This window comes from Polaromonas sp., from assembly GCF_013817205.1.
In the GTDB taxonomy this organism is placed as follows: domain Bacteria; phylum Pseudomonadota; class Gammaproteobacteria; order Burkholderiales; family Burkholderiaceae_C; genus Polaromonas.
In genome coordinates this window covers 38,624-62,394 of the sequence record NZ_JACDDD010000002.1, presented here as the reverse complement: position 1 = coordinate 62,394, position 23,771 = coordinate 38,624, and the positions used below count along the sequence as shown (strand labels likewise).

Here is a 23,771-nt window from a genome sequence, read left to right as displayed (position 1 = left end):
ATCATGGCTGAACGTACCGTGTTTCAATCCATGCCGCACCGGCATGTGGTGAGTTGTCCGCCGCAAGCCAGCGTCTGGCAGGCCGCTTGCGTGATGACCAAGGCGAACTGCGGCAGCGTGCTGATCATTGACACTGCAGGCGTCATGCTGGGCATTCTGACCGAGCGCGACCTGATGACTCGCGTGCTGGCCAAGGCGCTGGATGCCCAAAAAACGCCGGTCTCCGATGTGATGACCCACAACCCGCTTTGCGTGGTGCCAGAGACGGCGGTGTCGGATGCCGTGCTGATTTTGCTGGAGCGCGGGTTCCGGCATCTGCCGATTGTTTCTTCGGCCGGGCAGATATTGGGGGTTTTTTCGATTCGCGACGCCTTGCCGCGCGAAATTGACAACGCCGTCAGCCTGGCCGAGTTCCGCGACTCGGTGAACGACGTGCTCGGCTGAGGGCTCAGGAGCTGGCGCCGCGTCGGGCGCGTGAGCGCGCCAGTGCTGCTTCAATGACCGCGCGTTTCTGGTCCAAAACGGCCGGGTCGGTGTGCCGTGAGTGCCCAGGCAGGTCGGCCAGTGCAGCTTCGGCTTTTTCTTCAAGCATTTTCTGGTGTTCGCCCTTGTCCCGCGTGCGCCTTAAGCTATGAAATTCATAGCGCGTGCGGGCCAGGGTAGCGTCTGCTTCTGACCAGGCGGCCCAGCCGGTACGCACGATAGTCACGTTCTCGAGGCTGATGCAATCCACGGGACAGACCGGAATGCACAGCTCGCAGCCCGTGCAATAAGGCTCGACCACGGTGTGCATGAGTTTGTTGCTGCCCATGATGGCGTCGGTCGGGCAGGCGTCCAGGCACAGGGTGCAGCCGATGCACCAGTTTTCGTCAATCACGGCAAGCTGGCGCGGACCTTCGGTGCCATTGTCGGTATTCAGTGGCAGCGCCGGCCGGCCGGTGATGGCGGCCAGGCGCTGGATGCCTTCGGCGCCGCCCGGCGGGCACTGGTTGATCCCGGCCTCGCCTTCGGCGAGGGCCTGCGCGTAGGCGGCGCAGTCAGGGTAGCCGCAGCGCGTGCACTGGGTTTGTGGCAGCGCGGCGTTGATGCGATCGGCGAGCGAGTCCACGGCGCGAGGCTCAGCGCATGACGCTTATTTCTTGACGGCAGTTTTTTTCGCGGCGGGGCGTGGGGTCGCCGCCGGGCTGCGGCGGGTGGCCGGTTTTGCTATCTTTTTAGGAGCTGGTGTTGCACGTCCGGCAAGGGCTAGTGGCTCATTGTTCTCAAGAATGAAGGCCTTGACCTGCGGATAGACGATGTCGCGCCAGCGGCGGCCGCTGAAGATGCCATAGTGGCCCGCACCTTTGACTTCGAAGTGCTTCTGGCGTGCCTTGGGCACGTTGTGGCACAGGCCGTGGGCGGCTTCCGTCTGGCCGGAGCCCGAGATGTCGTCGAGCTCGCCTTCAACCGTGAAGTGAGCCGTGGTCGTGATGTCTTCAGGCCGTACGCGTTCGAGCTTGCCAGTGACGGACTTGACGTCCCAGGTGCCGTTGACCAGCTTGAACTCTTGGAACACGGTCTTGATGGTGTCCAGGTAATACTCCGCGTCCATGTCGAGTACGGCGTTGTACTCGTCATAAAACTTGACGTGGGCTTCGGTGCTGGCACCGTCGCCCTTGAGCAGATCCTTGAAGTAGTCGAAATGACTTTTCGCATGGTTGCTGGGGTTCATGGCGACAAAACCGGTGTGCTGTAAAAAGCCGGGGTAGACGCGGCGCCCGGCGCCCGGGAAGTTGCCTGGCACCTTGTAGATGACATTGTTCTCGAACCACTCATAACTCTTGTTCATGGCCAGGTTGTTGACGGCCGTCGGCGACTTGCGCGCGTCGATGGGGCCGCCCATCATGGTCATGGACAGCGGGGTGGTTTCACCGCGGCTGGCCATCAGCGAGATCGCCGCCAGCACCGGAACTGTCGGCTGGCAGACGCTGATGACGTGGCAGTTCCCGTAAACGCTCTGCAGGTGGCCGATGAACTCCTGCACATAGTTGACATAGTCGTCGAGAGAGAAAGAGCCATCCGACAGGGGCACGGTGCGCGCGTTTTTCCAGTCGGTGATGTAGACCTTGTGTTCCTTCAGCATGGTCTTGACCGTGTCGCGCAACAAGGTGGCGTAGTGGCCGGACAGCGGCGCCACGATCAGCACGGCGGGCTGGCCCTTGAGTCGGGTCAGGGTGGCCGGATCGTCGGTGAAACGCTTGAAGCGGCGCAACTCGCAAAAAGGCTTGTCGAGCTCGACCCGCTCATGAATGGCGATGTTGGTGCCATCAACATCGACCGTGGTGATGCCGAATTGCGGTTTTTCGTAGTCCTTGCCGAGCCGGTAAATCAGGCTGTAGCCGGCGGAAATGCGCTGGGCCATCGGGTTCTGGCCGAAGGGTGAGCTGGGGCTGCTGTAAATCTTGGCGGCGGCCTGGGCGAAGTCGACAAAGGGCTCCATCAGGGAGCGCTGGGTTTCATAGACTTGATAAAGCATGGGACGAACCTTTGTACAACGATATGCTGCAGTGCAACAAATATAACAGGTGTGCTTATGACTTGCTGGAGGGGAAATACCAATAAAGCGGCCGAATTCGAACCGTGCGGGCGGGGTCCTTTTGCCGGGGACCAGAAAAGACACGTGCTGCTGAGCTGCCACCCTGTTTCCCTGATTTCAGGCAGGCAGATGTAAAACAACCAATAATGCAACCCAACCGTACTGCCTATGACCGATACCCACCACGCTGTTGCGCCTGATTCCTTTGCCACGCTGAAAAAATCCGACCGCATGCCGGTGATGTTTGTGGGCCATGGCAGCCCGATGAACGCCATCACTGACAACGAATACCGGCGCAGCTGGCAGGCCCTGGGCGCGCGCTTCGGCGCCGATTACCCGCCGCCACAGCTGATTTTGTGCATTTCTGCACACTGGCTGACAGAAGGCTGGTGGCTGACAGCCATGGACCAGCCCAAGACGATTCACGACTTTGGCGGCTTTCCGCAGGAGTTGTTTGACCAGCAGTACCCAGCGCCCGGCGATGCCGCAGTCGCGCGCGCCATCAGCCAGCAGGTCAGGCAGCGCGGTTCGGCGCCGCTGGGACTGGACGAGACCGAGTGGGGGCTGGACCACGGCACCTGGTCGGTGCTCAAACCGATGTTTCCGGACGCCAGCATTCCGGTCATGCAACTCAGCATGGACTACAGCCGGGCGCCCGAAGAACACTACGCACTGGCCCGGCAGCTCAAGGCCCTGCGCGAACGTGGTGTGCTGATCGTCGGCAGCGGCAACATCGTGCACAACCTGCGTCAGGCCCAGCGTGGCGCGGCCGGCAACCAGGCGTATGACTGGGCGCTGGAGTTTGACCAGACCACCGGCGGGCAAATCCAGCAGGGTAATCTGGATGCCTTGCAGAATTTCCTCAAGCTCGGTCAGCTTGCCAAAATGGCCCACCCCACGCACGAACACTATCTGCCGCTGCTGTATGCGGCCGGTGCGGTGGATGCGGGCGAGCAGCCGCGTTTTTTCAATACCAACTTCCAGCTGGGCTCTATCTCGATGCGTTCAGTTGTCTGGGGCTGAGAGCATTCTTTCGGACACTTCCCAGAGGCGCAGCGCGGCGGCCGGGTCGGCGATATGGGGTAAGTACCCCGAAATCCGATTGTTGGACTCGGCCGGTAAACCTTGTCGGCAGTCTTCCAGGTAGAGGCCGCCCCGGCCCCGGAGTTCTGGCGCACTTGCCGCCCACACACTGGTTGAGGCGCCTTGCGCCGGTGTTTTGAAGATGTCCAGTGGCGTACCGTCCGCCTTGAGCCAGCCAGCTGCACGCATTTCCTCCATGGGCAGGTATTTCTGCAGGCCGGTCATGATCCCGCCGGGGTGTACGGCGTTGGCGGTGACATGGCGTGCAGCATATTTCAAGTGCAAACCCAATGCCATCAATGCATTGGCGCTTTTGGCCTGGCCATACGCGTTCCATTTGTTGTAGTCGCGGCGCTCGTAATGAATGTCATCGAAATCGACATCCGCGATCTTGTGGCCGGCGGAACTCAGGCAGACCACGCGCGCGTCCCCGGTGGCGGCTCCCGCCCGGAACAGCGCCGGGAGCAGGGCGGTTGTCAGGGCAAAGTGGCCCAAATGATTGGTGGCAAATTGCGCCTCCCAGCCCTGCACCGTGCGTGTCAGCGGGCAAGCCATAATCGCGGCGTTGTTGATGAGGATGTCCAGTGTGGCGCCTGTTGCCAGCCACCCGGTAGCGAAGCTGCGCACACTGGCAATGTCCGCGAGATCCAGCTGTGCCACGCTGATGGCCGCGTGCGGAAAGGCTGCCCGCAAGCCCCTGGCCACGGTGTCTCCCTGGGTCAGGTTGCGAACTGCCAGCGTGACGTGGGCCCCGGCAAACGCAAGCGCTTTCGATGTTTCCAGCCCCAGCCCTGACGCGCCGCCGGTCACAATGGCATGGCGCTTGTGCAAGGGGCATCCGGCCACCACGTCCAACGCGGTGCTGCGCGCTCCAAAGGCAGAAACGACGGGCGACGGAAGCGGGAAATCTATAGGCATGGGGCTCCGGGTGCAGTACAAAGCGGGTTCCATCTTGCACGGAGTGCTTGGGCCTCGGTGTCGCCTTCGAGGCACTTGGCGGTGACACAATCCCGGCGCGTTCACGAAATATGTTGTGATCCACTGGGTGTTCGAGTTCACCCGCCATTCGGGCAAGACCATGTGTATCGACGAGCCAGCGCACCAACGCTGCGCAGGCGAGAACATCGTGGAAGAACGCTTTTTCTACGATGCGGTGGCGGCGCTTGCGGCGTAAATTTTAGCAGCGTTCGCTATCAATTCAGGAGCTGCTTGCGCTCGCCAGTGAAGGGCTGGAGGCTTTTTTGAACTCAATCCGCAAGCTGAAGCCAGGGCCAGCGCGCCTGGTAGTCACGCGCTTTGCTGCCGTAAAGCGGGCCGTGATCGACCCGCGGGTTGGCGCGCAGGAGGCCGCGGTACAGGTCCTCCAGTCCGTGCGGCGCATGCACTTGCACAGTGCCACCGGACTGGCGCAAACCGACGCTGGTGCTGCCCACCAGGAAGCGGTTGACGCCCTCGCAGGCGTTGCCCAGAGGCGGGCAAGGCCGGCCGAAATACGCCGGGTACCAGGTGTGCACACGGGCCTGGTTCTTCAGTTCGAGCTGCACCCCAAGACCGCCAAAGACCTGCCGTGCGCGCAGATTGACCGCAGTTTCGGTGGCTTCCGACAGGTCTGTGCCGTCGAAGTAAAAGATGTCGTAGTCGCGGATGCGGGCGCCGGGCGGCTGGCCTTCCAGCAGGTTCCACACTGTCTGGAACAGGCAGCCCCCGACCAGCCACGCATCGGGTAAGCCAAGTTCCGGCAGGCGCTCCAGCAGGACGGCATTGCAGTGGTTGCGCAGGGTGTCCTGCACAAATCGCTGCGCCAGAGCGTCCATCAGGAATGGATTTACAGTACTTTGGCGATGGACGCGCAGACGTGGGCGATGTTCTGGCTGTTCAGCGCGGCGACACACATGCGTCCCGTGTCGGTGCCGTACACGCCAAACTCATTGCGCAGTCGCACCATCTGGTCTTTGGTCAGGCCCGAGTAGCTGAACATGCCGATCTGCGTCGTGATGAAGCTCATGTCTTCTTTCACACCGGCGGCTTTCAGACCGTCCACCAGCTTTTGCCGCATGGCCTTGATGCGCACGCGCATTTCCGCAAGTTCCTTCTCCCACAGAGCGCGCAGTTCTGGGTTGTTGAGCACGTTGGCGACCACGGTGGCGCCGTGAATCTGCGGGTTGCTGTAGTTGGTACGGATCACGACCTTCATCTGGGACAGCACGCGTTCGGCTTCTTCCTTGCTCTCGCAGACGACCGACAGGGCGCCGACGCGTTCGCCGTAGAGGCTGAAGCTTTTGGAAAACGAGGTCGAGACAAAAAAGTTGAGGCCGGCGGCGACAAACTTGCCGATGACGGCGCCGTCTTCGGCGATGCCGTGGCCGAAGCCCTGGTAGGCCATGTCGAGGAAGGCGGTGAGCTTGCGTGTCTTGACCGCAGCGATCACCTGGTCCCACTGGACGGCCGTGATGTCATAACCGGTCGGGTTGTGGCAGCAGGCGTGCAACACAACGATGGTGCCTTCGGCTGCAGCGTTCAGCGCGGCCAGCATGCCGTCGAAGTTCACCCCGCGTTTGGCAGCGTCGTAGTACGGGTAACTTTCAACCGTAAAGCCGGCCTGCGCGAACAGGGCGCGGTGGTTCTCCCAGCTCGGGTCGCTGATCAGTACCTTGGCATTGGGTGTGAGTTTCTTCAGGAAATCCGCGCCAATTTTGAGGCCGCCGGTGCCGCCAATGCCCTGGGCGGTCGCGACGCGGCCGCTTTTGACCGGCTCGCTGTCGGCGCCAAAGACCAGCGCCTTGACGGCGGCGTCATAAGCGGCCACGCCATCCATGGGCAGGTAACCGCGCGGCTTGGGCGCTTCCATCATGGCTTTTTCGGCGATCTGCACACACTGCAGCAGTGGCAGCTTGCCCTTGTCGTCGTAATACACGCCCACGCCGAGGTTGACCTTGTTCGGGTTGGTATCGGCATTGAATTGCTCGTTCAGGCCCAATATGGGGTCACGGGGGGCCATTTCGACGGCGGTGAAAAGCGACATGAAAATCCTCTGGAAGGGTGGTTTGTGTTTCAAACGGTCCGGCACGCCATCTGGTTTACCGTGTGTTACGCAGACAGTCGGGACATCGGCGGCCTTTTGGCTGCGCCCATGTTCCAAATGTCGTATTCTGTTTGGTTGCCCCGGATTTTAGCGGGCCAGGATTGAGATACCTATGCCAGAACTGATTGAAGTCATGCCTGCAGCCGGCGAAGCCCCTGTCACGGGCGAATTTGTACGCTTTCCGGACTCGCCGTTCGAGTTGTTCATGCCGTACCCGCCGGCCGGCGACCAGCCGGTAGCGATTGAGCAACTGGTCGAGGGCATCCATGATGGCGAGGTGTTTCAGACCCTGCTGGGCGTGACCGGTTCCGGCAAGACCTTCACCATGGCGAACGTGATTGCCCGGCTGGGCCGGCCGGCGATTGTGTTTGCGCCCAACAAGACGCTGGCGGCCCAGCTCTATAGCGAGTTCCGCGAGTTTTTTCCGAAAAACGCCGTCGAGTATTTCGTCAGTTATTACGACTACTACCAGCCCGAGGCCTATGTGCCCCAGCGCGACCTGTTCATTGAAAAAGACTCGGCGATCAACGAACACATCGAGCAGATGCGGCTGTCGGCGACCAAAAGCGTGTTGGAGCGGCGTGACACGATCATCGTCGCAACCGTCAGCGCAATCTACGGCATTGGCGCCCCGGAGGACTACACCCAGATGCGTTTCATCGCGCGCAGCGGCGACAAGATGAACCAGCGTGACGTGATTTCGCGCCTGATCCGCATGCAGTACGCGCGCAACGACCAGGACTTCGCGCGCGGCACTTTCCGTGTGCGCGGCGACGTGATCGACGTGTTTCCGGCCGAGCACTCCGAACTGGCGATCCGCATCGAGCTGTTCGACGACGAGATCGAGACGCTCTCGCTGTTTGATCCGCTGACCGGACGCATCCGCCAGAAGGTGCCGCGTTTTGTGGTCTACCCCAAAAGCCATTACGTGACGCCGCGCGACAAGGTCATGGCCGCGGTCGAGACCATCAAGCTGGAGCTGGCCGAACGTGTCAAACAGTTTGTCGGAGACGGCAAGCTGGTGGAAGCCCAGCGCATCGAGCAGCGCACACGGTTCGACCTGGAAATGCTCAGCGAAATTGGCCACTGCAAGGGCATCGAGAACTACACGCGCCACCTGAGCGGCGCGCCGCCGGGCTCGCCGCCATCGACCTTGTGCGACTACCTGCCCAAGGATGCGGTGATGTTTCTCGACGAGAGCCACGTCATGATCGGCCAGCTCAACGCCATGTACAACGGCGACCGCGCGCGCAAGACTACGCTGGTCGAGTACGGCTTTCGCTTGCCGAGCGCGCTGGATAACCGGCCGCTGAAGTTCGAGGAGTTCGAGTCCAAGATGCGCCAGGCGATTTTTGTCTCGGCCACGCCTGCTGCCTACGAACAGCAGCATGCCGGCAAGGTGGTCGAGCAGGTGGTGCGGCCCACCGGCCTGGTCGATCCCGAGGTTGAGGTGCGGCCGGCCACCCATCAGGTCGACGACGTGCTGCAGGAAATCCGCATCCGTGTCGACAAGAACGAACGTGTGCTGATCACCACGCTGACCAAACGCATGGCCGAGCAGCTGACCGACTACCTGACCGACAACGGCGTCAAGGTGCGTTACCTGCACAGCGATGTGGACACAGTCGAGCGTGTCGAAATCCTGCGCGATCTGCGCCTGGGGGCTTTTGACGTGCTGGTCGGCATCAATCTGCTGCGCGAGGGCCTGGACATTCCCGAGGTCAGCCTGGTAGCCATCCTCGATGCAGACAAGGAGGGTTTTTTGCGCGCCGAACGCAGCCTGATCCAGACCATAGGCCGGGCTGCCCGCAACCTGAACGGCCGGGCCATCCTGTACGCCGACCGCATCACCGACTCCATGAAAAAAGCCATGGACGAGACCGAGCGGCGCCGCAACAAGCAGATTGCCTTCAACCTCGAGCATGGCATCACGCCCAAGAGCATCGTCAAGCGCATCAAGGACCTGATCGACGGTGTTTACAGCGAGAAGTCAGGCAAGGACGCCGAAAAGCTGGAGCTGCAGAAGGCGCTGGTCGAGGACATGAGCGAAAAAGACATCGCGCGCGAAATCAAGCGCCTGGAAAAACAGATGGTCGAACACGCCAAAAACCTGGAGTTCGAAAAAGCCGCCAGGGTCCGCGACCAGTTGCACGCGCTCAAGGCGCAGGCCTTCGGCGCACCGGGCGCCGACAACATCCTGCCGTTCCCGGCCACCGGATCGGGTCCTGAATAACCTTTCACGATTCTCGGGAACTGCGGCGCGGGATTTGACTCCAAAAAAGCGGGGCAGGGGACGTTTCCGCACACTCTTCCGGGTCTGTTACAGGCGCCCGGGCGCACTGTGAAGGACGGTCGCCTGTGGTATACTTGATTAAAACAGTCAACAACAAGAAGCCCTGCGCTGGAATGGCCGTTCAGCGAGGGTGGGTGGAGAAGAGTTCCTTGCGGGCCACAAGCTTTGCAAGGAGAGCCAAACGACAGTCAAGCCAACTTTTAAAGGAGCTTGAAAATGCGCCTCACGACCAAAGGCCGCTTCGCGGTCACAGCAATGATTGACCTCGCCCTGCGCCAGAACAACGGCCCCGTTACCCTGGCTGCGATCAGCCAGCGTCAGCAGATTTCGCTGTCTTACCTGGAACAGTTGTTCGGCAAGCTGCGCCGCCATGAACTGGTGGAATCCACCCGTGGCCCTGGCGGCGGTTACACGCTGGGCCGCAAGGCCGCTGAAATTACCGTGGCAGACATCATCGTGTCGGTGGACGAGCCGATTGATTCCACCCAGTGCGGCGGCAAAGAAAATTGCCTCGGTGATGGCGGTCGCTGCATGACGCACGAGCTATGGGCCTCGCTGAACAGCCGCATGGTGGAGTTTCTCGACTCGGTCAGTTTGCAGAAACTGGTGGACGACCAGCTGGCCAAAGGCGTGGTGGTGGAAAACACCCCGATGGTGAAAAAGGCCATTTTCACTGCGCCGGTGGCCAAGCCGATGCGCGTGAATGCACCGAATTCGGTGTTTGCGCTCGGCAACGCTTTTTCCAAGTCCTGATCCGGCCGGTCGTTGCCGGTTGAAAAAACCGGCGGCAGACTACCTTTTTTTTTTGATGCTGCACGCCAGCCGTGAGTTAACAAGCTAGCCACATGGAAACGCCTCACTTCCCCATTTACATGGATTACAGCGCCACGAATCCCTGCGATCCGCGGGTTGTGGACGCCATGATTCCCTGGTTGCGCGAGCATTTCGGCAACCCGGCATCACGCAGCCACGCCTGGGGATGGGAGGCGGAAGCCGCTGTCGAAAAAGCCCGTGAACAGGTGGCCGAACTGATAGGCGCCGATCCGCGCGAGATTGTCTGGACCAGTGGCGCGACCGAGTCCAACAACCTGGCCATCAAGGGCGCCGCGCAGTTTTACAAGACGCGGGGCAAACACCTCATCACCGTCAAGACCGAACACAAGGCCGTGCTCGACACCTGCCGCGAGCTGGAGCGCCAGGGGTTTGAAGTCACTTATCTCGATGTGCAGGCCGATGGCCTGTTGGACCTTGAGGTGCTCAGGGCGGCGATTCGCCCCGACACGATTCTCGTGAGCGTGATGTACGTCAACAATGAAATCGGCGTGATTCAGGCCATCGCGGCCATCGGCGCCTTGTGCCGCGAAAAACGCGTGATTTTCCACGTGGACGCCGCGCAGGCAACCGGGCGGGTTGACATCGACCTGGCCACCTTGCCCGTGGATTTAATGAGCCTGACTTCGCACAAGACCTACGGCCCCAAGGGCATAGGCGCGCTGTATGTGCGACGCAAGCCGCGTGTGCGGCTGGAAGCCCAGATGCACGGCGGCGGTCATGAGCGCGGCATGCGGTCGGGCACCTTGCCCACGCACCAGATCGTGGGCATGGGCGAGGCCTACCGTATTGCCAAAGCGGAAATGCATGAGGAAAATAAGCGCATCCTGGCCCTGCATGAACGCATGCTTGCAGGGCTCAAGGATGTGGAAGAGGTGTTCCTCAATGGCCACGCCGACAAGCGTGTGCCCCACAACCTCAACATGAGTTTCAATTTTGTCGAGGGTGAATCGCTGATCATGGGCATCAAGGGCCTGGCTGTGTCCAGCGGTTCGGCCTGCACCTCGGCCAGCCTGGAGCCCAGTTATGTGTTGCGCGCCTTGGGCCGTAGTGACGAATTGGCCCACAGCAGCCTGCGCATGACGATAGGCCGCTGGAGCACCGAGGAAGAAATCGATTACGCGGTGGCGACCATCAAGGAAAACGTGGCCAAGCTGCGGGACCTGTCGCCGCTTTGGGAAATGTTCAAGGACGGCATCGACTTGTCCACCATCCAATGGGCCGCACACTAAGCGCCAGCAGTGGCGCACATCAGATTCAGAGGTAAACAAAATGGCATACAGCGAAAAAGTGGTGGACCACTATGAAAACCCCCGCAACGTCGGCTCGTTCGAAAAGGGCGACGACACGGTAGGCACCGGCATGGTCGGCGCACCGGCCTGCGGCGACGTGATGAAGCTGCAGATTAAGGTCAACCCGCTGACGGGTGTGATTGAAGATGCGCGCTTCAAGACCTATGGCTGCGGTTCGGCGATTGCGTCGAGTTCGCTGGTGACAGAATGGGTCAAGGGGAAGACGCTCGACGAAGCGGCGAGCATCAAGAACAGCGCGATTGCCGAGGAACTGGCCCTGCCGCCCGTGAAAATTCACTGCTCCATCCTGGCCGAAGACGCGATCAAGGCTGCGGTCAGCGACTACAAGCTCAAACACGCCCACTGATCTTTCGATAACCCGCAATCATGTCCGTTACCCTCACCGACGCCGCAGCACGTCACGTCACCCGTTACATGACAAAACGCGGCAAGGGCGTGGGCGTGCGCCTGGGCGTGCGAACCACCGGCTGCTCCGGCCTGGCCTACAAGATCGAATATGCGGACGAAATCGCGCCTGAAGACGTGGTCTTTGAGGACAACGGCGTCAAGGTGTTGGTCGATCCCAAAAGCATGGCTTATATCGACGGTACCCAGCTCGACTTTGTGCGCGAGGGCCTGAACGAGGGCTTCAAGTTCATCAATCCGAATGAGCGCGATCGCTGTGGGTGCGGCGAGTCCTTCCGTGTGTGATTTTTGTGTGTAAAGCTACTGCGTGGCCGCCATGCGTCGTTGCGCGGTGCTCGCAATCCTCACGTACATGAAGTACGTTCCGGTTGCTGCGCTCCGTGCGCCTAGCCTGACGCCCGCTCGCTACGCTTCCCATCCCGAAAGCCGCTTCTCGTGCCAAGCCTCCAATCCAACGATTTCGAACTTTTCGATCTGCCCGCGCAGTTCGCGCAGGACAGTGCTGTGCTTGATGCCCGCTGGAAAGAGCTGCAACGCGAGGCGCATCCCGACAAGTTTGCGGCGCAGGGCGCTGCTGCGCAGCGGCTGGCCATGCAGTGGTCGGTGCGCATCAATGAGGCCTATCAGCGCCTGAAAAGCCCGCTCAAGCGGGCCATGTACCTGTGCGAAATGCAGGGCGCACCCATCGAGGCGGAGAGCAACACCGCCATGCCGGCCGACTTCCTGATGCAGCAGATGCAGTGGCGCGAAGCGCTGGATGACGCCGGAGGGATCGACGATATCGATGAAATTGCTGCCGAGGCCACGGCCAGCAAGCGCGAGCAGCTATCAAAATTAGAGCATCTGCTGGACGTCGCCAAAGACTTTCCAGCGGCCGCCCGGCAGGTGAGAGGCCTTATGTTTATTGAGCGTTTTACCGGTGAAGTCGATGCGCGCATCGACGCGCTGGGACAATTGACTTCATAACAAATAAAACGCGACCCCAGACTCATGGCCTTACTGCAAATCTCCGAGCCCGGTCAGACGCCGGATCCGCACCAGCGACGCATCGCCATCGGTATTGACCTCGGCACCACCCATTCGCTGGTGGCCAGCGTGCGCAACGGCGTGGCCGAATGCCTGCCTGATGAACAGGGCCGTGTGATCCTGCCCAGCGTGGTGCGTTACGGGCTGGACGATTCTGGCGCTGCCACTCGCCAGATCGGTTACCAGGCCCTGGCGGCGCAGGTGGAGGATCCAAAAAACACCATCAGCTCGGTCAAACGGCTGATGGGGCGCGGTACGGCGGACATCGCCAGCCGCGCGCAGCTTCCCTACGAGCTGATTGAGAAGCCGGGCATGGTCGCCGTGTTGACCGTGGCCGGAGAAAAAAGCCCGGTCGAGGTCAGTGCCGAGATTCTGGCGACCTTGCGCTACCGGGCCGAGGACACCTTCGACGACGACATCTTCGGTGCGGTGATCACTGTGCCGGCATACTTTGACGATGCGCAGCGCCAGGCGACCAAGGATGCCGCGCAGCTGGCCGGTATCCATGTGCTGCGCCTGATCAACGAACCGACAGCGGCAGCCATTGCCTACGGGCTGGACAACGCCAGCGAAGGCATTTACGCGATCTACGATCTGGGCGGCGGCACTTTCGACATCTCCATCCTGCGCCTGAGCCAGGGTGTGTTTGAAGTTGTCTCCACCGGCGGTGATTCGGCCTTGGGCGGCGACGACTACGACCGCGCGCTGGTCCAGTGGGTGCTGGATAAGGCCGGTGTGGCAGCAGACACGCTGACGCCAGGCGACAAGGCGGCCTTGCTGCAGACCGCGCGGGCCAGCAAGGAGGCCCTCTCTGCTACAGATTCCGTAGCATTCTCCGCACGTCTGACAAGGGCTAACGTGCAGTTTGACCTCAAAGCGGCGGATTTCGAAGCGGCTACCGCGTCCTTGACACAACGTACGCTGGCGGCGGTGCGCAAGGCTTTGCGCGACGCGCAACTGGGCAAGGACGATATCCAGGGCGTGGTGTTGGTGGGTGGCTCGACCCGCATGCCGCAGGTACGCCGCGCGGTGGGCAGCTTTTTCGGCCGTGAGCCGCTGACCAACCTGAACCCCGATGAAGTGGTGGCGATGGGCGCTGCGGTTTCCGCCAACCAGCTTGCGGGCAACGCCGCGGGCACCGAACTGTTGCTGCTTGATGTGATCCCGCTGTCGCTGGGCATTGAAACCATGGGTGGCCTGGTCGAACGCATCGTGCCGCGCAACCAGACCATTCCGACGGCGATGGCGCAGGACTTCACCACCTATCAGGACGGCCAGACCGCATTGGCATTGCATGTGGTACAGGGCGAGCGCGACCTGGTGGCAGATTGCCGCAGCCTGGCGCGGTTTGAGCTGCGCGGCATTCCGCCCATGGCGGCAGGCGCGGCGCGCATCCGCGTGACCTTCACGGTCGATGCCGACGGCCTGCTCAGTGTCAACGCGAAAGAGCAGGGCAGCGGCGTGGAAGCCCGTATCGATGTGAAGCCATCTTATGGCCTGTCCGACGACGACATCGCCCGCATGTTGCAGGAGAGTTTTTCCACGGCCCAGCAGGACATGCAGGCTCGGGCGCTGGCTGAGGCGCAGGTCGACGCCGACCGTATGTTGCTGGCGACGCAAAGCGCGCTGGCTGCCGATGCAGACTTGCTGGAAGCTGCGGAGAAAGCTGACATCTCCCTCCTGATGACCGAGTTGGCCCAAACGCGGCAGCAGGGTGACGCAGCGCAGATCGAAGCCGCAGTCAAGGCGCTTGCTGCGGGCACCGAAAACTTCGCCGCGCAGCGTATGAACCGCGGCATCCGCCAGGCGCTGACCGGCAAAAACATCGCCACGGTCTGAAGAGCCGCACAACCATGCCCATCATCAAGATACTGCCCCATCCCGAGTACTGCCCGAACGGCGCCGAGGTCTCGGCGCCTGCCGGCACCTCGATCTGTGAAGCGCTGCTCGACAACAAGATCAACATCGAGCATGCCTGCGACATGAGCGCGGCCTGCACCACCTGTCACGTGATCGTGCGCCAGGGTTTTGCATCGCTCAACGAGCTCGATGAAACCGAAGAAGACCTGCTGGATCGCGCCTGGGGGCTGGAACCCAATTCGCGCCTGAGTTGTCAGGCCTTGCTGGCGCAGAGCGATGTGACTGTCGAGATCCCCAAGTACTCGATCAATCACGCCAAGGAAGTGCACTGAGGCACTGAGCCTGGCCAGTGCCGGTCTGTGGTCGGCGCTCAGCGCACGTAGCCACCGTCCTTGCGCAGCATGGACAGCTCGGAAAAAGTCATGCCCTGGTGGTCGGTCGGACCGTAGCGTACGAAAATCCCGCCCAGATCCAGTGACTTGAAAGTCTCCAGCGCTTTCTTCAGGGATTCAGGTGTCGGGTTGGCACCGGCACGCTTGAGGCCTTCGATCAGGACCTTGGTGCTGACATAACCTTCCAGACTGCCATAACTGAGTTCGGTGGCGCCCATCTTCTTCATGGCCGCCTGGTACTCCGTCAGGATGGGCATGGCCGGGTTCCAGGGATAGGGCACCACCTGCGACACCACCACGCCCACGGCATCCGCGCCAATGTCCTTCTGCAACTGCTGCCCGTTCAGGAAGGAGAAGGAGTAGAAGCGCGCTTCCGCACCCGAAGCCCGATAGGCCTTGATGAATTTCGCGGCGACCGCGTTGGTTGCTGACAGGACGACGGCGGTTGGTTTGAGTTTGGCCAGCTCGACCGCCTTGGCCTCCGCGTCGGAGCCGTCGTTCTGGATGGCGGCGCTGCCCACCATCTTGCTGCCGCGCTCCTCGACGAATTTGCGCGTGCTTTCCATGGCCGAGCGCGCGCCCGGATTGTCGTTGTGCGCAAAGGCGATGCGTGTTATGCCCACCGTGAAGAGATGATTGACGATGCGCCCATACTCCTCGTCGAAGCTGATGCGCACCGGGAAGCCGTATTCCGAGAATTTGACGACCGGTCCTGCGCCCGTGTAGGGGGCGATCAGCGGGATCTTCAGTTCGTTGGCGGCCTTGAGGGCGCCCATCGACGAGGTTGTGCCTATCGGCATCAGAATGGCCACTGCACCTTCGGCTTCCAGTTTTTTGACATTGTCGGCTGCCCGCGCGGCGTCGTAGGCGTCGTCCAGTTGTTTGAGCTCCACCGGGCGGCCGTTGATGCCACCGGTCGCGTTGACGGCCTTGAGCATCGCCCGTATGCCGACCAGCGGTTCAGTGCCCAGCGATGCCAGTGGACCGCTTTGTACATAGGTCTGGCCGATCAGGATCGGTTTGGAGTCGGCCTGGGCCGGCAGGCTGGCGCACAGGGCCAGCACGGAAGCGAGGATGCGAAGGGCAGAGGTCATGATGTCCCGATGGGTTGCAAAGAAAAGGCTTTGGAAAACGTCGTGGGCCACGGCAAGGCCCAGATTGTTTAGGTATCAATAATTAGTCTTTAATGTAATGCAAGAGGCGGGCCGCAAATGCCCGCCGTAGTCCGGGAGTGCGCACCATGTCGCACGGGGCGATAATCCGCGCATGCGCCAAATCGTTCTTGACACTGAAACCACCGGACTGTCCGCTGAAAACGGCGACCGCATCATTGAAATAGGTTGTGTCGAGTTGATCGGCCGCAAGCTCACCGGTAACAACAAGCATTTCTACCTGAACCCGGAGCGCGACAGCCATGAAGACGCACTGAAGGTCCATGGCATCAGCAATGAGTTTCTGCGCGACAAACCGAAGTTTGCGGCGCTCGCCGACGAGTTGCTGGCTTACCTCGAGGGCGCAGAAGTCATCATCCACAACGCGCCGTTCGATATCGGTTTCCTGAACAAGGAGCTTGAACTGATGGGGCGGCCACCTGTCACGCAGTGCATCGCCAAGGTGACTGACAGCCTGATGATGGCCAAGGAGCTGTTTCCAGGAAAGCGCAACTCGCTTGATGCGTTATGCGACCGTCTGGAGGTCGACAATTCCGGACGGACCCTGCATGGGGCCTTGCTCGACGCCGAACTGCTGGCCGATGTGTACATCAACCTCACGCGCGGGCAGAACGCACTGGTGATGGACGTTGGCAGCACGGCTGCTGATGGCAACGCCATCCCTGCAATTGACCTCAGCGGATTCGATTTGCCCTTGCTGCTGGCCAATGAGCAGGAGAAGTCCGCTCACGAAGCCTTGCTCACGGATATCGACAAGGCCAGCAAGGGAAAAACAGTCTGGCGAGTGCTCGAGACCACGTGATAAAACCGCTATAATCTGAGGCTGACCAACAGGGCGGTTAGCTCAGGGGTAGAGCACTGCATTCACACTGCAGGGGTCGCAAGTTCGAAACTTGCACCGCCCACCAAAAAAAAATAAACCCCAAGCCGCATCGGCTTGGGGTTTTTCCTTTTCCGCTTCCCGTTTTGCTACTGGGCGGTCCAGCCGCCGTCCATATTCCATGCCACCCCACGGATGTTGTTGCCGGCGGGGGAGCAAAAGAACACAGCCAGGGCGCCCAACTCCTCGGGTGTTGTGAATTGCATCGATGGTTCCTTTTCGCCGAGCAACTGGCGGGTGGCGTCCTCATTGGAAATCTTGCCGGCAGCCGCTCTGGCATCGACCTGCTTCTGAACCAGCGGGGTCAGCACCCAGCCCGGGCAAATGGCATTGCAGGTCACGCCCGTGGTGGCGTTTTCGAGCGCGGTGACCTTGGTCAGACCGACGATGCCGTGTTTCGCCGCGACATACGCGGATTTTTCAGCCGAGCCGACCAGGCCGTGGACGGATGCGACGTTGATGATGCGGCCCCAGCCCCTGCCACTGTCGGCGGCCTGCATGGCGGGCAGGGCCAGGCGTGTGGCGTGGAAGGCGCTGCTGAGGTTGATCGCGATCACCGCGTCCCAGCGCTCGACCGGAAAGTTCTCTATCTTCGCCACGTGCTGGATGCCAGCGTTGTTGACGAGGATGTCCACCTGACCGAACTGCTCCGCCGCAAAAGCCATCATGGCTTCGATTTCCGCCGGTTTGCTCATGTCGGCGTTGTGATAGGCCACGCGCGCACCCAGCGCGGCTATTTCTGCCTGCGGTCCGTCGGCGTCGCCGAAACCGTTGAGCACGATATTTGCACCCTGTTGCGCCAGCGCTTTGGCGATTCCCAGGCCGATGCCACTGGTCGAGCCGGTCACGAGGGCAGTTTTACCTTTGAGCATGAAGTTTTCTCCGGATGATTTACGATGCAATCGAAGCGCTGAAAAAGCGGCTTCAGCAATTATCAAGCCTCAAACCCGGATTCCTTCGCAATGACCGAACCTACGCTGAACTACCTACCCTGTGTCGATGCTGCAGGTGGTCATCGCATGGCGTACTGGCAGTGGGGTGATACAGCAAATCCGCATGTGGTGGTATGCGTGCATGGCCTGTCGCGGCAAGGCAGGGATTTTGATGTGCTGGCTGACTACATCGCGGATCAGGCGCGGGTGGTGTGTCCGGACGTGGCGGGTCGCGGGCAGAGCGACTGGCTCAAGGACCCGATGGCCTACCAGGTCCCGCAGTACGCCGCCGACATGCTCTCCTTGCTGGCACAGCTGAACCAGCAATCACCGATCGCGACGCTGGACTGGGTAGGCACCAGCATGGGCGGCTTGATCGGCATGGCGATTGCGGGCCAACCCGGCCTGCCTCTGCCTGCGCCTGTCCGCAAGCTGGTGCTCAACGACGTGGGTCCGGCCATCGAATGGGCCGCCATCCAGCGCATTGCGGCCTACCTCGGCAAGGCGGGCCATTTTGCATCGCTGCAGCAGGCAGCCGATGCGATGTGGGCAGTTTCCAGAAGTTTCGGCCCGCACACGCCCGAGCAGTGGCTGGCCTTGTCGCGCCCTATGGTCAAGCCGGTGCCTGGCGCGCAAGACGGTAGCGTGATGCTGCATTACGACCCGGCGATTGCCGCTGCCGTGCGTGCTGCGACCGAGGAATCGGCGCGCCAGGGCGAAGCCCAGTTGTGGGCGCTGTACGATCAGATCCGGGCACAGGTGCTGATCCTGCGCGGCGCCGAATCGGATCTGCTGAGTGAGGAAACGGCACTGGCCATGACCCAGCGGGGACCTCGGGCGCGGGTGGTGGCATTCGACGGCGTGGGGCACGCGCCGACGCTGGTCTCTGAAGACCAGGTCAGCACCATCAGTGATTTTCTTTTTGTCTGAAGTCTTGTCATGAAACATACCGGGGGCGGGCAGGGTGCCTCGCCTGCAGTGCGCATTCAAGCAACAGCCAATGCGTCCATCGTGACGGCCACGGCGGACAGCCTGTCGGACCAGCCGCATGCCCTGGTTCGGGCGCGCGCATTCGCCGAGCCCCTCATTGCGAGCGAACTGCTGGATACGGGTGAAAACATCCTCGCGCATGCCGATGGCGTTGCGGCCATCCTCAAGGCCATAGGCGGCTCGGAAGCCATGCAGGCCGCCACCTACCTGGTGCATGCCTGTGCGCACCTGAACAAGCCGCAGGAGGTCATTGCCAAGGCCTTCGGCGCCAACTTCGCCACGCTGGCCATTGAGACCACCAAGCTGGTCAATGTGCAAAGGCAGGCCCGTGTCGCCGATGCCAAGGCGCAGCTGACGGAAGACCCGGCGGCGCAGACAGAAAATGTGCGAAAGATGTTGTTGGCGTTCTCGCGCGATTTGCGCGTTGTCATGCTGCGGCTGGCATCTCGCCTGCAGACCTTGCGTCACTTTGCGTCGATCCGGCAGCAGGCGCCGCTGGCCGTGGCGCGCGAGTCCCTGCATGTGTTTGCGCCACTGGCCAACCGTCTTGGCATCTGGCAGATCAAGTGGGAGATGGAGGACCTGGCCTTCCGCTTTCTTGAACCTGACACCTACAAACAGATCGCACGCCTGCTCGACGAAAAACGCGCCGAGCGCGAGGGTTTCATGGAGGCGCTGCGCGCGCAACTCGAACGTGCGCTGAACAGCGCCGGCATCGCTGCGCTCGTGCAGGGCCGGCCCAAACACATTTACAGCATCGTCAAGAAAATGCGCGGCAAGTCGCTGGACTTCGCGCAGGTCTTTGACATCCGCGCGTTGCGTGTGATCGCTGCGGACGTCAAGGGCTGTTATGCGGCGCTCGGCTTTGTGCATGCCAACTTCACGCCGGTGGAGGGAGAATTCGACGACTACATCGCCAAGCCCAAGTCCAACGGCTACCAGTCGCTGCACACGGTGGTGCGCGACGCTCAGCAACGGGCAGTCGAGATTCAGATCCGCACACAGGCCATGCATGACCATGCCGAGCATGGGGTGGCCGCTCACTGGGCCTACAAGGAAGCCGGCGCCAAAGGCTACAGCGGGGTGTCGGCCAGCAGCGAGTACGACGCAAAAATCGCGGTGTTGCGCCAGCTGCTGGCCTGGGAGCGCGATCTGTCCGGGCCGGCGTCCGCGAAAGCGCGTGAGTCCACGCAAGGCCTGTTCGAGGACCGCATTTATGTGCTGACGCCCGATGCGGCCGTGATTGAGCTGCCGCAAGGTGCGACGGCGCTGGACTTCGCGTACAGCGTGCATACCAGCCTCGGTCACCGGTGCCGCGGCGCCAGGCTGGACGGCGCCATGGTGCCCTTGAATACCCCGCTGCAGAACGGTCAGACTGTCGAGGTTGTCACTACCAAAGAGGGTGGGCCCTCGCGCGACTGGCTCAACCCTGAGCTCGGTTTTCTGGCGAGCCACCGGGCCAGGTCCAAGGTGCGCGCCTGGTTCAACGCGCAGGCCTTGACGCAAACTGTGGCTCGTGGACGCGAGGCGGTGGAAAAGCTGCTGCAGCGCGAAGGCAAAACCGCGATGAAGCTGGAGGACGTGGCGACCCAGCTGGGTTTCAAGAGCGCCGAGGATTTGTTCGAAGTGGTGGGCAAGGACGAGTTGTCGTTGCGCACCATTGAAAACATGCTCAAGCCGCCCGAGCCACCGCCCACGCAGGATGACTACGTGCTGGCGAAAAAACCCAGACCCAGCAAGTCCGGCGGCGGCAAGGGCGGGGTGCTGGTGGTGGGCATAGACTCGTTGCTCACCCAGCTTGCCAAGTGCTGCAAGCCGGCACCGCCTGATGCCATTCTTGGCTTTGTCACCAAGGGCAAGGGCGTGAGCATTCACCGTAGCGACTGTAGCAACTTCCGCAACATGGCTGGCGGCAGCCCTGACCGCGTGATTGAGGTCGAATGGAGTCAGCCCAAAACCAGCGGCAGTTCGGTCTACCCGGTGGATGTTGCCATTGAGGCGGCCGATCGCCAGGGCTTGCTGCGCGACATTTCAGAAGTGTTCGCGAAGGAAAAAATGAACGTCATCGGCGTACAAACCACCTCGGTCAAGGACAACCGCGGCGGTACCGCCTGGATGACTTTCACGGTCGAGGTGGCAGACTCGGGGCGGCTCAATCAGGTGCTGGCCATTGTTGCGGAGGTCGGCGGTGTGCGTTCCGCACGGAGGCGCTGATGCGGGTGTGGTCACCAGCTGCAGTGAGAAGAATGCGAGAAGTTTTCCGCAGGGCCGCCCCAAGGAAAACGCGCCCCCTCGGGGGGCAGCGAGTTACACGCAGTGCACGAGCGTGGGGGCCATATTCTCCTGCTACAATGGCGAGGTCGAACAGTCCTTAGGCGCGTAGCTCAGCTGGTTAGAGCACCACCTTGACATGGTGGGGGTCGTTGGTTCGAGTCCAATCGCGCCTACCAAATTCCCGGAGTTTCCTGATCGCTGCGGTCTCCGCAGTGCACACAGGGTAAACCAAGGGGATTGTTGGTATACATACTTCCTAGAATGAAAGTCCGTCCTGCGCATCGGCACAGGCAGCCATCGCAGGAGTTCGCCCAGTGCCAAAAAGCAAGCCCGTCAGTTCGCCAAACAACCACGCCGCCAACCCGGGCCCGTTGTCCGGCAAAGCCGCTGCAGGCAAGGGCAAGACCGCCAAAACGCGCATCATCAAGAAGTACCCGAATCGCCGGCTCTACGACACCGACACCTCAACCTACATCACGCTGGCCGACGTCAAGCAACTCGTGATGGCCACCGCCGACTTTGTTGTGCGTGATGCCAAGACTGGCGAAGACCTGACGCGCAGCATCATGCTGCAGATCATCCTCGAAGAAGAGACCGGTGGCGCCCCCATGTTCACCGAGGCGGTGCTGGGCAACATCATCCGTTTTTACGGCAATGCGATGCAGAGCTTCATGGGCAGCTATCTCGAAAAAAACGTCCAGTCCTTCATGGACTTGCAGGTCAAGATGAGCGAGCAGTCTAAAGGCCTCACGCCTGAATTGTGGGCGCAGTTCATGAACGCTCAGTCGCCGATGATGCAGGGCATGATGGGCAGCTACGTCGAGCAGTCCAAAACCGTGTTCACCCAAATGCAGGAGCAGATGCAAAAGCAGAGCGAGCAGATGCTGGCTGCGCTCGGGCTCAAGCGCTGACACCGTCCTGAAGGTGCTTTGCTGAGGGACCGGCGCCTGACAGCCCGCTCTGAGACAATACAAGCATGAGTTCTGTCCCTTCCCCCGCACCCATCACATCCCCGAACAAGGTCCCGCGCGTCGGCTTTGTCAGCCTCGGTTGCCCCAAGGCCTTGACCGATTCTGAACTGATCCTCACGCAACTGAGCGCCGAGGGTTACCAGACCTCCAAAACCTTTGAGGGTGCGGACCTCGTCATCGTCAACACCTGCGGATTTATCGACGATGCCGTGAAGGAAAGCCTGGACACCATCGGCGAAGCGTTGGCTGAAAACGGCCGCGTCATCGTGACCGGTTGCCTGGGCGCCAAATCTGGCGATGGCGGTGGCAATCTGGTGCGACAAATGCACCCCAGTGTGCTCGCCGTCACCGGCCCACACGCCACCCAGGAGGTGATGGATGCTGTGCACTTGAATCTGCCCAAGCCGCACGACCCGTTTGTGGACCTGGTGCCTAACTCCTTCGGCATTGCAGGCATCAAACTGACACCTCGCCACTATGCCTACCTGAAGATCAGCGAAGGCTGCAACCACCGCTGCACCTTCTGCATCATCCCTTCGATGCGCGGCGACCTGGTGTCGCGCCCGATTGGTGATGTGCTGGGTGAGGCGCGCGCACTGTTTGAAGGCGGCGTCAGGGAATTGCTGGTGATCAGCCAGGACACTTCGGCCTACGGCGTAGACGTCAAGTACCGCACCGGTTTCTGGGACGGCAAGCCCGTCAAGACCCGCATGCTGGAACTGGTGCAGGCGCTAGGCGAGATCGCCGAGCCCTACGGCGCCTGGGTGCGTTTGCACTATGTGTACCCGTACCCCAGCGTTGACGAGATCATTCCCCTGATGGCCAGCGGCAAGGTGCTGCCTTACCTCGACGTTCCGCTGCAGCACAGCCATCCCGACGTGCTCAAACGCATGAAGCGTCCGGCCAGCGGCGAGAAAAACTTGGAGCGTATCGCGCGTTGGCGCGAGATGTGCCCAGAGATCGTGATTCGCAGCACTTTCATTGCCGGCTTTCCTGGCGAGACCGAGGCCGAGTTCGAGCACCTGCTTGACTTCATGCGCGAAGCGAAGATTGACCGTGCCGGCTGCTTTGCCTACAGCCCGGTGGACGGCGCTACCGCCAACCAGTTGCCCGGCATGCTGCCGACGGAACTGCGTGAAGAGCGCAGGGCGCGCTTCATGGCGGTGGCCGAGGCGGTCTCCAGCCAGAAGCTGCAGCAGCGCGTGGGTGCCACCATGCAGGTACTGGTGGATTCGGCCCCTGGCATGGGCAAAAAAGGCGGCGTGGGCCGCAGTTATGCCGATGCGCCCGAGATCGATGGCGTGGTGAAGCTGTTGCCACCGGAAAAAATAAGCAAGACGCTGAAAGTCGGGGAATTCACCAAGGCCCGGATTGTTGGAACCCAGGGCCACGACCTGGTGGCTCTACCGGTCTGAGAAAGCCTGCAACGGTGGCTTGCAAGGCGCCTGAAAGCAAAAAGGCCGCTGGGTTGGCAGCGGCCTTGTTAGCTCCAGTTTTTGCTGGTTTTGTTGTATCTGGTGCCCGGGAGAGAACTCGAATCTCCACATCTTGCGATACACGGACCTGAACCGTGCGCGTCTACCAATTCCGCCACCCGGGCACAGCCAGCAGTGTACCATTACAGAATGGTTTTTCCGGGGCGGACTTCAAAAATTTTCGTCCACATTGCAGCTGTTTTGGCTGCTCCCACAA

General features: G+C 61.2%; 23 protein-coding genes and 3 tRNA genes. 18 read left to right on the top strand and 8 right to left on the bottom strand.

What is annotated here, in order from left to right; genetic code table 11:
• Positions 1-3: 3 nt before the first annotated feature.
• Positions 4-444, top strand: a complete 441-nt coding sequence (locus H0W47_RS00880; RefSeq protein ID WP_296919477.1) for a cyclic nucleotide-binding/CBS domain-containing protein — start codon at positions 4-6, stop codon at positions 442-444.
• 4 nt (positions 445-448) lie between these two features.
• Here H0W47_RS00880 and rsxB read toward each other — a convergent pair whose 3' ends face one another.
• Together rsxB and H0W47_RS00870 are read right to left on the bottom strand one after the other, a co-directional pair.
• Positions 449-1,108: an electron transport complex subunit RsxB gene (gene rsxB / locus H0W47_RS00875; protein ID WP_296919475.1), complete on the bottom strand. Its 660-nt coding sequence runs from the start codon at positions 1,106-1,108 to the stop codon at positions 449-451.
• A gap of 24 nt (positions 1,109-1,132) precedes the next feature.
• Positions 1,133-2,515, bottom strand: coding sequence for a polyhydroxyalkanoate depolymerase (locus H0W47_RS00870; RefSeq protein WP_296919473.1), 1,383 nt, complete (start codon positions 2,513-2,515; stop codon positions 1,133-1,135).
• A 228-nt stretch (positions 2,516-2,743) separates the two neighbouring features.
• Between H0W47_RS00870 and ygiD the strand changes: the two genes are divergently transcribed.
• Entirely contained in the window at positions 2,744-3,598 is an 855-nt protein-coding gene (gene ygiD, locus H0W47_RS00865) for a 4,5-DOPA dioxygenase extradiol (RefSeq protein ID WP_296919471.1), read from the top strand.
• On the opposite strand, the gene H0W47_RS00860 is transcribed toward ygiD, so the two are convergent.
• Complete coding sequence (locus H0W47_RS00860; protein ID WP_296919470.1) at positions 3,581-4,576, bottom strand: SDR family NAD(P)-dependent oxidoreductase; 996 nt, start codon at positions 4,574-4,576, stop codon at positions 3,581-3,583. The genes ygiD and H0W47_RS00860 overlap by 18 nt on opposite strands.
• 115 nt (positions 4,577-4,691) lie before the next feature.
• Between H0W47_RS00860 and H0W47_RS00855 the strand changes: the two genes are divergently transcribed.
• Entirely contained in the window at positions 4,692-4,832 is a 141-nt protein-coding gene (locus H0W47_RS00855; RefSeq protein WP_296919469.1) for a hypothetical protein, read from the top strand.
• Between the two features lie 73 nt (positions 4,833-4,905).
• Here H0W47_RS00855 and H0W47_RS00850 read toward each other — a convergent pair whose 3' ends face one another.
• Positions 4,906-5,472: a nucleotidyltransferase family protein gene (locus H0W47_RS00850; protein ID WP_296919468.1), complete on the bottom strand. Its 567-nt coding sequence runs from the start codon at positions 5,470-5,472 to the stop codon at positions 4,906-4,908.
• 11 nt (positions 5,473-5,483) lie between these two features.
• Positions 5,484-6,680, bottom strand: a complete 1,197-nt coding sequence (locus H0W47_RS00845) for an amino acid aminotransferase (protein ID WP_296919466.1) — start codon at positions 6,678-6,680, stop codon at positions 5,484-5,486.
• A 172-nt stretch (positions 6,681-6,852) separates the two neighbouring features.
• On the opposite strand from H0W47_RS00845, the gene uvrB reads away from it, so the two are divergent.
• The 8 genes from uvrB (at position 6,853) to fdx (ending at position 14,800) form a co-directional block, all read left to right on the top strand.
• Positions 6,853-8,973 carry an excinuclease ABC subunit UvrB gene (gene uvrB / locus H0W47_RS00840; protein WP_296919464.1) on the top strand — a complete coding sequence of 707 codons (2,121 nt, stop codon included), beginning with the start codon at positions 6,853-6,855 and terminating at the stop codon, positions 8,971-8,973.
• Between the two features lie 276 nt (positions 8,974-9,249).
• Positions 9,250-9,786: a Fe-S cluster assembly transcriptional regulator IscR gene (gene iscR / locus H0W47_RS00835; protein ID WP_296919462.1), complete on the top strand. Its 537-nt coding sequence runs from the start codon at positions 9,250-9,252 to the stop codon at positions 9,784-9,786.
• 92 nt (positions 9,787-9,878) lie between these two features.
• Positions 9,879-11,096: an IscS subfamily cysteine desulfurase gene (locus tag H0W47_RS00830; RefSeq protein ID WP_296919460.1), complete on the top strand. Its 1,218-nt coding sequence runs from the start codon at positions 9,879-9,881 to the stop codon at positions 11,094-11,096.
• Positions 11,097-11,136: 40 nt separating this feature from the next.
• Positions 11,137-11,523 (top strand): Fe-S cluster assembly scaffold IscU, encoded by a 387-nt coding sequence (gene iscU / locus H0W47_RS00825; RefSeq protein ID WP_293592264.1) that lies wholly within the window; start codon positions 11,137-11,139, stop codon positions 11,521-11,523.
• A 20-nt stretch (positions 11,524-11,543) separates the two neighbouring features.
• Positions 11,544-11,867 (top strand): iron-sulfur cluster assembly protein IscA, encoded by a 324-nt coding sequence (iscA, locus tag H0W47_RS00820; protein WP_188708407.1) that lies wholly within the window; start codon positions 11,544-11,546, stop codon positions 11,865-11,867.
• A gap of 150 nt (positions 11,868-12,017) precedes the next feature.
• Positions 12,018-12,548 carry a Fe-S protein assembly co-chaperone HscB gene (hscB, locus tag H0W47_RS00815; protein WP_296919455.1) on the top strand — a complete coding sequence of 177 codons (531 nt, stop codon included), beginning with the start codon at positions 12,018-12,020 and terminating at the stop codon, positions 12,546-12,548.
• A 24-nt stretch (positions 12,549-12,572) separates the two neighbouring features.
• Complete coding sequence (gene hscA, locus H0W47_RS00810) at positions 12,573-14,447, top strand: Fe-S protein assembly chaperone HscA (RefSeq protein ID WP_296919454.1); 1,875 nt, start codon at positions 12,573-12,575, stop codon at positions 14,445-14,447.
• 14 nt (positions 14,448-14,461) lie between these two features.
• Positions 14,462-14,800, top strand: a complete 339-nt coding sequence (fdx, locus tag H0W47_RS00805) for an ISC system 2Fe-2S type ferredoxin (RefSeq protein WP_296919453.1) — start codon at positions 14,462-14,464, stop codon at positions 14,798-14,800.
• A 38-nt stretch (positions 14,801-14,838) separates the two neighbouring features.
• Here the strand turns inward: fdx and H0W47_RS00800 are convergent, their stop codons facing one another.
• The gene (locus H0W47_RS00800) at positions 14,839-15,954 is read right to left on the bottom strand and encodes an ABC transporter substrate-binding protein (RefSeq protein WP_296919451.1); all 1,116 of its coding nucleotides are present in this window, start codon (positions 15,952-15,954) and stop codon (positions 14,839-14,841) included.
• Positions 15,955-16,126: 172 nt separating this feature from the next.
• Here H0W47_RS00800 and dnaQ point away from each other — a divergent pair, with 172 nt between their 5' ends.
• Together dnaQ and H0W47_RS00790 are read left to right on the top strand one after the other, a co-directional pair.
• Positions 16,127-16,834 carry a DNA polymerase III subunit epsilon gene (gene dnaQ, locus H0W47_RS00795; protein WP_296919449.1) on the top strand — a complete coding sequence of 236 codons (708 nt, stop codon included), beginning with the start codon at positions 16,127-16,129 and terminating at the stop codon, positions 16,832-16,834.
• A gap of 31 nt (positions 16,835-16,865) precedes the next feature.
• Positions 16,866-16,940, top strand: a tRNA-Val gene (locus tag H0W47_RS00790).
• A 61-nt stretch (positions 16,941-17,001) separates the two neighbouring features.
• Here the strand turns inward: H0W47_RS00790 and H0W47_RS00785 are convergent.
• Positions 17,002-17,784 (bottom strand): 3-hydroxybutyrate dehydrogenase, encoded by a 783-nt coding sequence (locus tag H0W47_RS00785; RefSeq protein WP_296919447.1) that lies wholly within the window; start codon positions 17,782-17,784, stop codon positions 17,002-17,004.
• Positions 17,785-17,874: 90 nt separating this feature from the next.
• Here H0W47_RS00785 and H0W47_RS00780 point away from each other — a divergent pair, with 90 nt between their 5' ends.
• From H0W47_RS00780 to rimO, 5 genes are all read left to right on the top strand, one after another.
• Complete coding sequence (locus H0W47_RS00780) at positions 17,875-18,774, top strand: alpha/beta hydrolase (RefSeq protein ID WP_296919445.1); 900 nt, start codon at positions 17,875-17,877, stop codon at positions 18,772-18,774.
• Between the two features lie 9 nt (positions 18,775-18,783).
• The gene (locus H0W47_RS00775) at positions 18,784-21,048 is read left to right on the top strand and encodes a bifunctional (p)ppGpp synthetase/guanosine-3',5'-bis(diphosphate) 3'-pyrophosphohydrolase (RefSeq protein ID WP_296919443.1); all 2,265 of its coding nucleotides are present in this window, start codon (positions 18,784-18,786) and stop codon (positions 21,046-21,048) included.
• A gap of 159 nt (positions 21,049-21,207) precedes the next feature.
• Positions 21,208-21,284: transfer RNA gene (locus H0W47_RS00770), tRNA-Val, on the top strand.
• Between the two features lie 195 nt (positions 21,285-21,479).
• Complete coding sequence (phaR, locus tag H0W47_RS00765; protein WP_296919536.1) at positions 21,480-22,019, top strand: polyhydroxyalkanoate synthesis repressor PhaR; 540 nt, start codon at positions 21,480-21,482, stop codon at positions 22,017-22,019.
• Between the two features lie 65 nt (positions 22,020-22,084).
• On the top strand, positions 22,085-23,494 hold the full coding sequence (gene rimO, locus H0W47_RS00760) for a 30S ribosomal protein S12 methylthiotransferase RimO (protein ID WP_296919442.1): 1,410 nt from the start codon (positions 22,085-22,087) through the stop codon (positions 23,492-23,494).
• Positions 23,495-23,594: 100 nt separating this feature from the next.
• Here the strand turns inward: rimO and H0W47_RS00755 are convergent.
• Positions 23,595-23,679 (bottom strand) — tRNA-Leu (locus H0W47_RS00755).
• Between the last annotated feature and the right edge of the window lie 92 nt (positions 23,680-23,771).

Bases quoted from the DNA above. Each gene is read 5' to 3' on its own strand.
- H0W47_RS00880 (WP_296919477.1), top strand. From the start codon at position 4: ATGGCTGAACGTACCGTGTTTCAATCCATGCCGCACCGGCATGTGGTG.
- H0W47_RS00870 (WP_296919473.1), bottom strand. From the start codon at position 2,515: ATGCTTTATCAAGTCTATGAAACCCAGCGCTCCCTGATGGAGCCCTTT.
- ygiD (WP_296919471.1), top strand. From the start codon at position 2,744: ATGACCGATACCCACCACGCTGTTGCGCCTGATTCCTTTGCCACGCTG.
- H0W47_RS00860 (WP_296919470.1), bottom strand. From the start codon at position 4,576: ATGCCTATAGATTTCCCGCTTCCGTCGCCCGTCGTTTCTGCCTTTGGA.
- H0W47_RS00850 (WP_296919468.1), bottom strand. From the start codon at position 5,472: ATGGACGCTCTGGCGCAGCGATTTGTGCAGGACACCCTGCGCAACCAC.
- H0W47_RS00845 (WP_296919466.1), bottom strand. From the start codon at position 6,680: ATGTCGCTTTTCACCGCCGTCGAAATGGCCCCCCGTGACCCCATATTG.
- uvrB (WP_296919464.1), top strand. From the start codon at position 6,853: ATGCCAGAACTGATTGAAGTCATGCCTGCAGCCGGCGAAGCCCCTGTC.
- iscR (WP_296919462.1), top strand. From the start codon at position 9,250: ATGCGCCTCACGACCAAAGGCCGCTTCGCGGTCACAGCAATGATTGAC.
- H0W47_RS00830 (WP_296919460.1), top strand. From the start codon at position 9,879: ATGGAAACGCCTCACTTCCCCATTTACATGGATTACAGCGCCACGAAT.
- iscU (WP_293592264.1), top strand. From the start codon at position 11,137: ATGGCATACAGCGAAAAAGTGGTGGACCACTATGAAAACCCCCGCAAC.
- iscA (WP_188708407.1), top strand. From the start codon at position 11,544: ATGTCCGTTACCCTCACCGACGCCGCAGCACGTCACGTCACCCGTTAC.
- hscA (WP_296919454.1), top strand. From the start codon at position 12,573: ATGGCCTTACTGCAAATCTCCGAGCCCGGTCAGACGCCGGATCCGCAC.
- fdx (WP_296919453.1), top strand. From the start codon at position 14,462: ATGCCCATCATCAAGATACTGCCCCATCCCGAGTACTGCCCGAACGGC.
- H0W47_RS00800 (WP_296919451.1), bottom strand. From the start codon at position 15,954: ATGACCTCTGCCCTTCGCATCCTCGCTTCCGTGCTGGCCCTGTGCGCC.
- dnaQ (WP_296919449.1), top strand. From the start codon at position 16,127: ATGCGCCAAATCGTTCTTGACACTGAAACCACCGGACTGTCCGCTGAA.
- H0W47_RS00785 (WP_296919447.1), bottom strand. From the start codon at position 17,784: ATGCTCAAAGGTAAAACTGCCCTCGTGACCGGCTCGACCAGTGGCATC.
- H0W47_RS00780 (WP_296919445.1), top strand. From the start codon at position 17,875: ATGACCGAACCTACGCTGAACTACCTACCCTGTGTCGATGCTGCAGGT.
- H0W47_RS00775 (WP_296919443.1), top strand. From the start codon at position 18,784: ATGAAACATACCGGGGGCGGGCAGGGTGCCTCGCCTGCAGTGCGCATT.
- rimO (WP_296919442.1), top strand. From the start codon at position 22,085: ATGAGTTCTGTCCCTTCCCCCGCACCCATCACATCCCCGAACAAGGTC.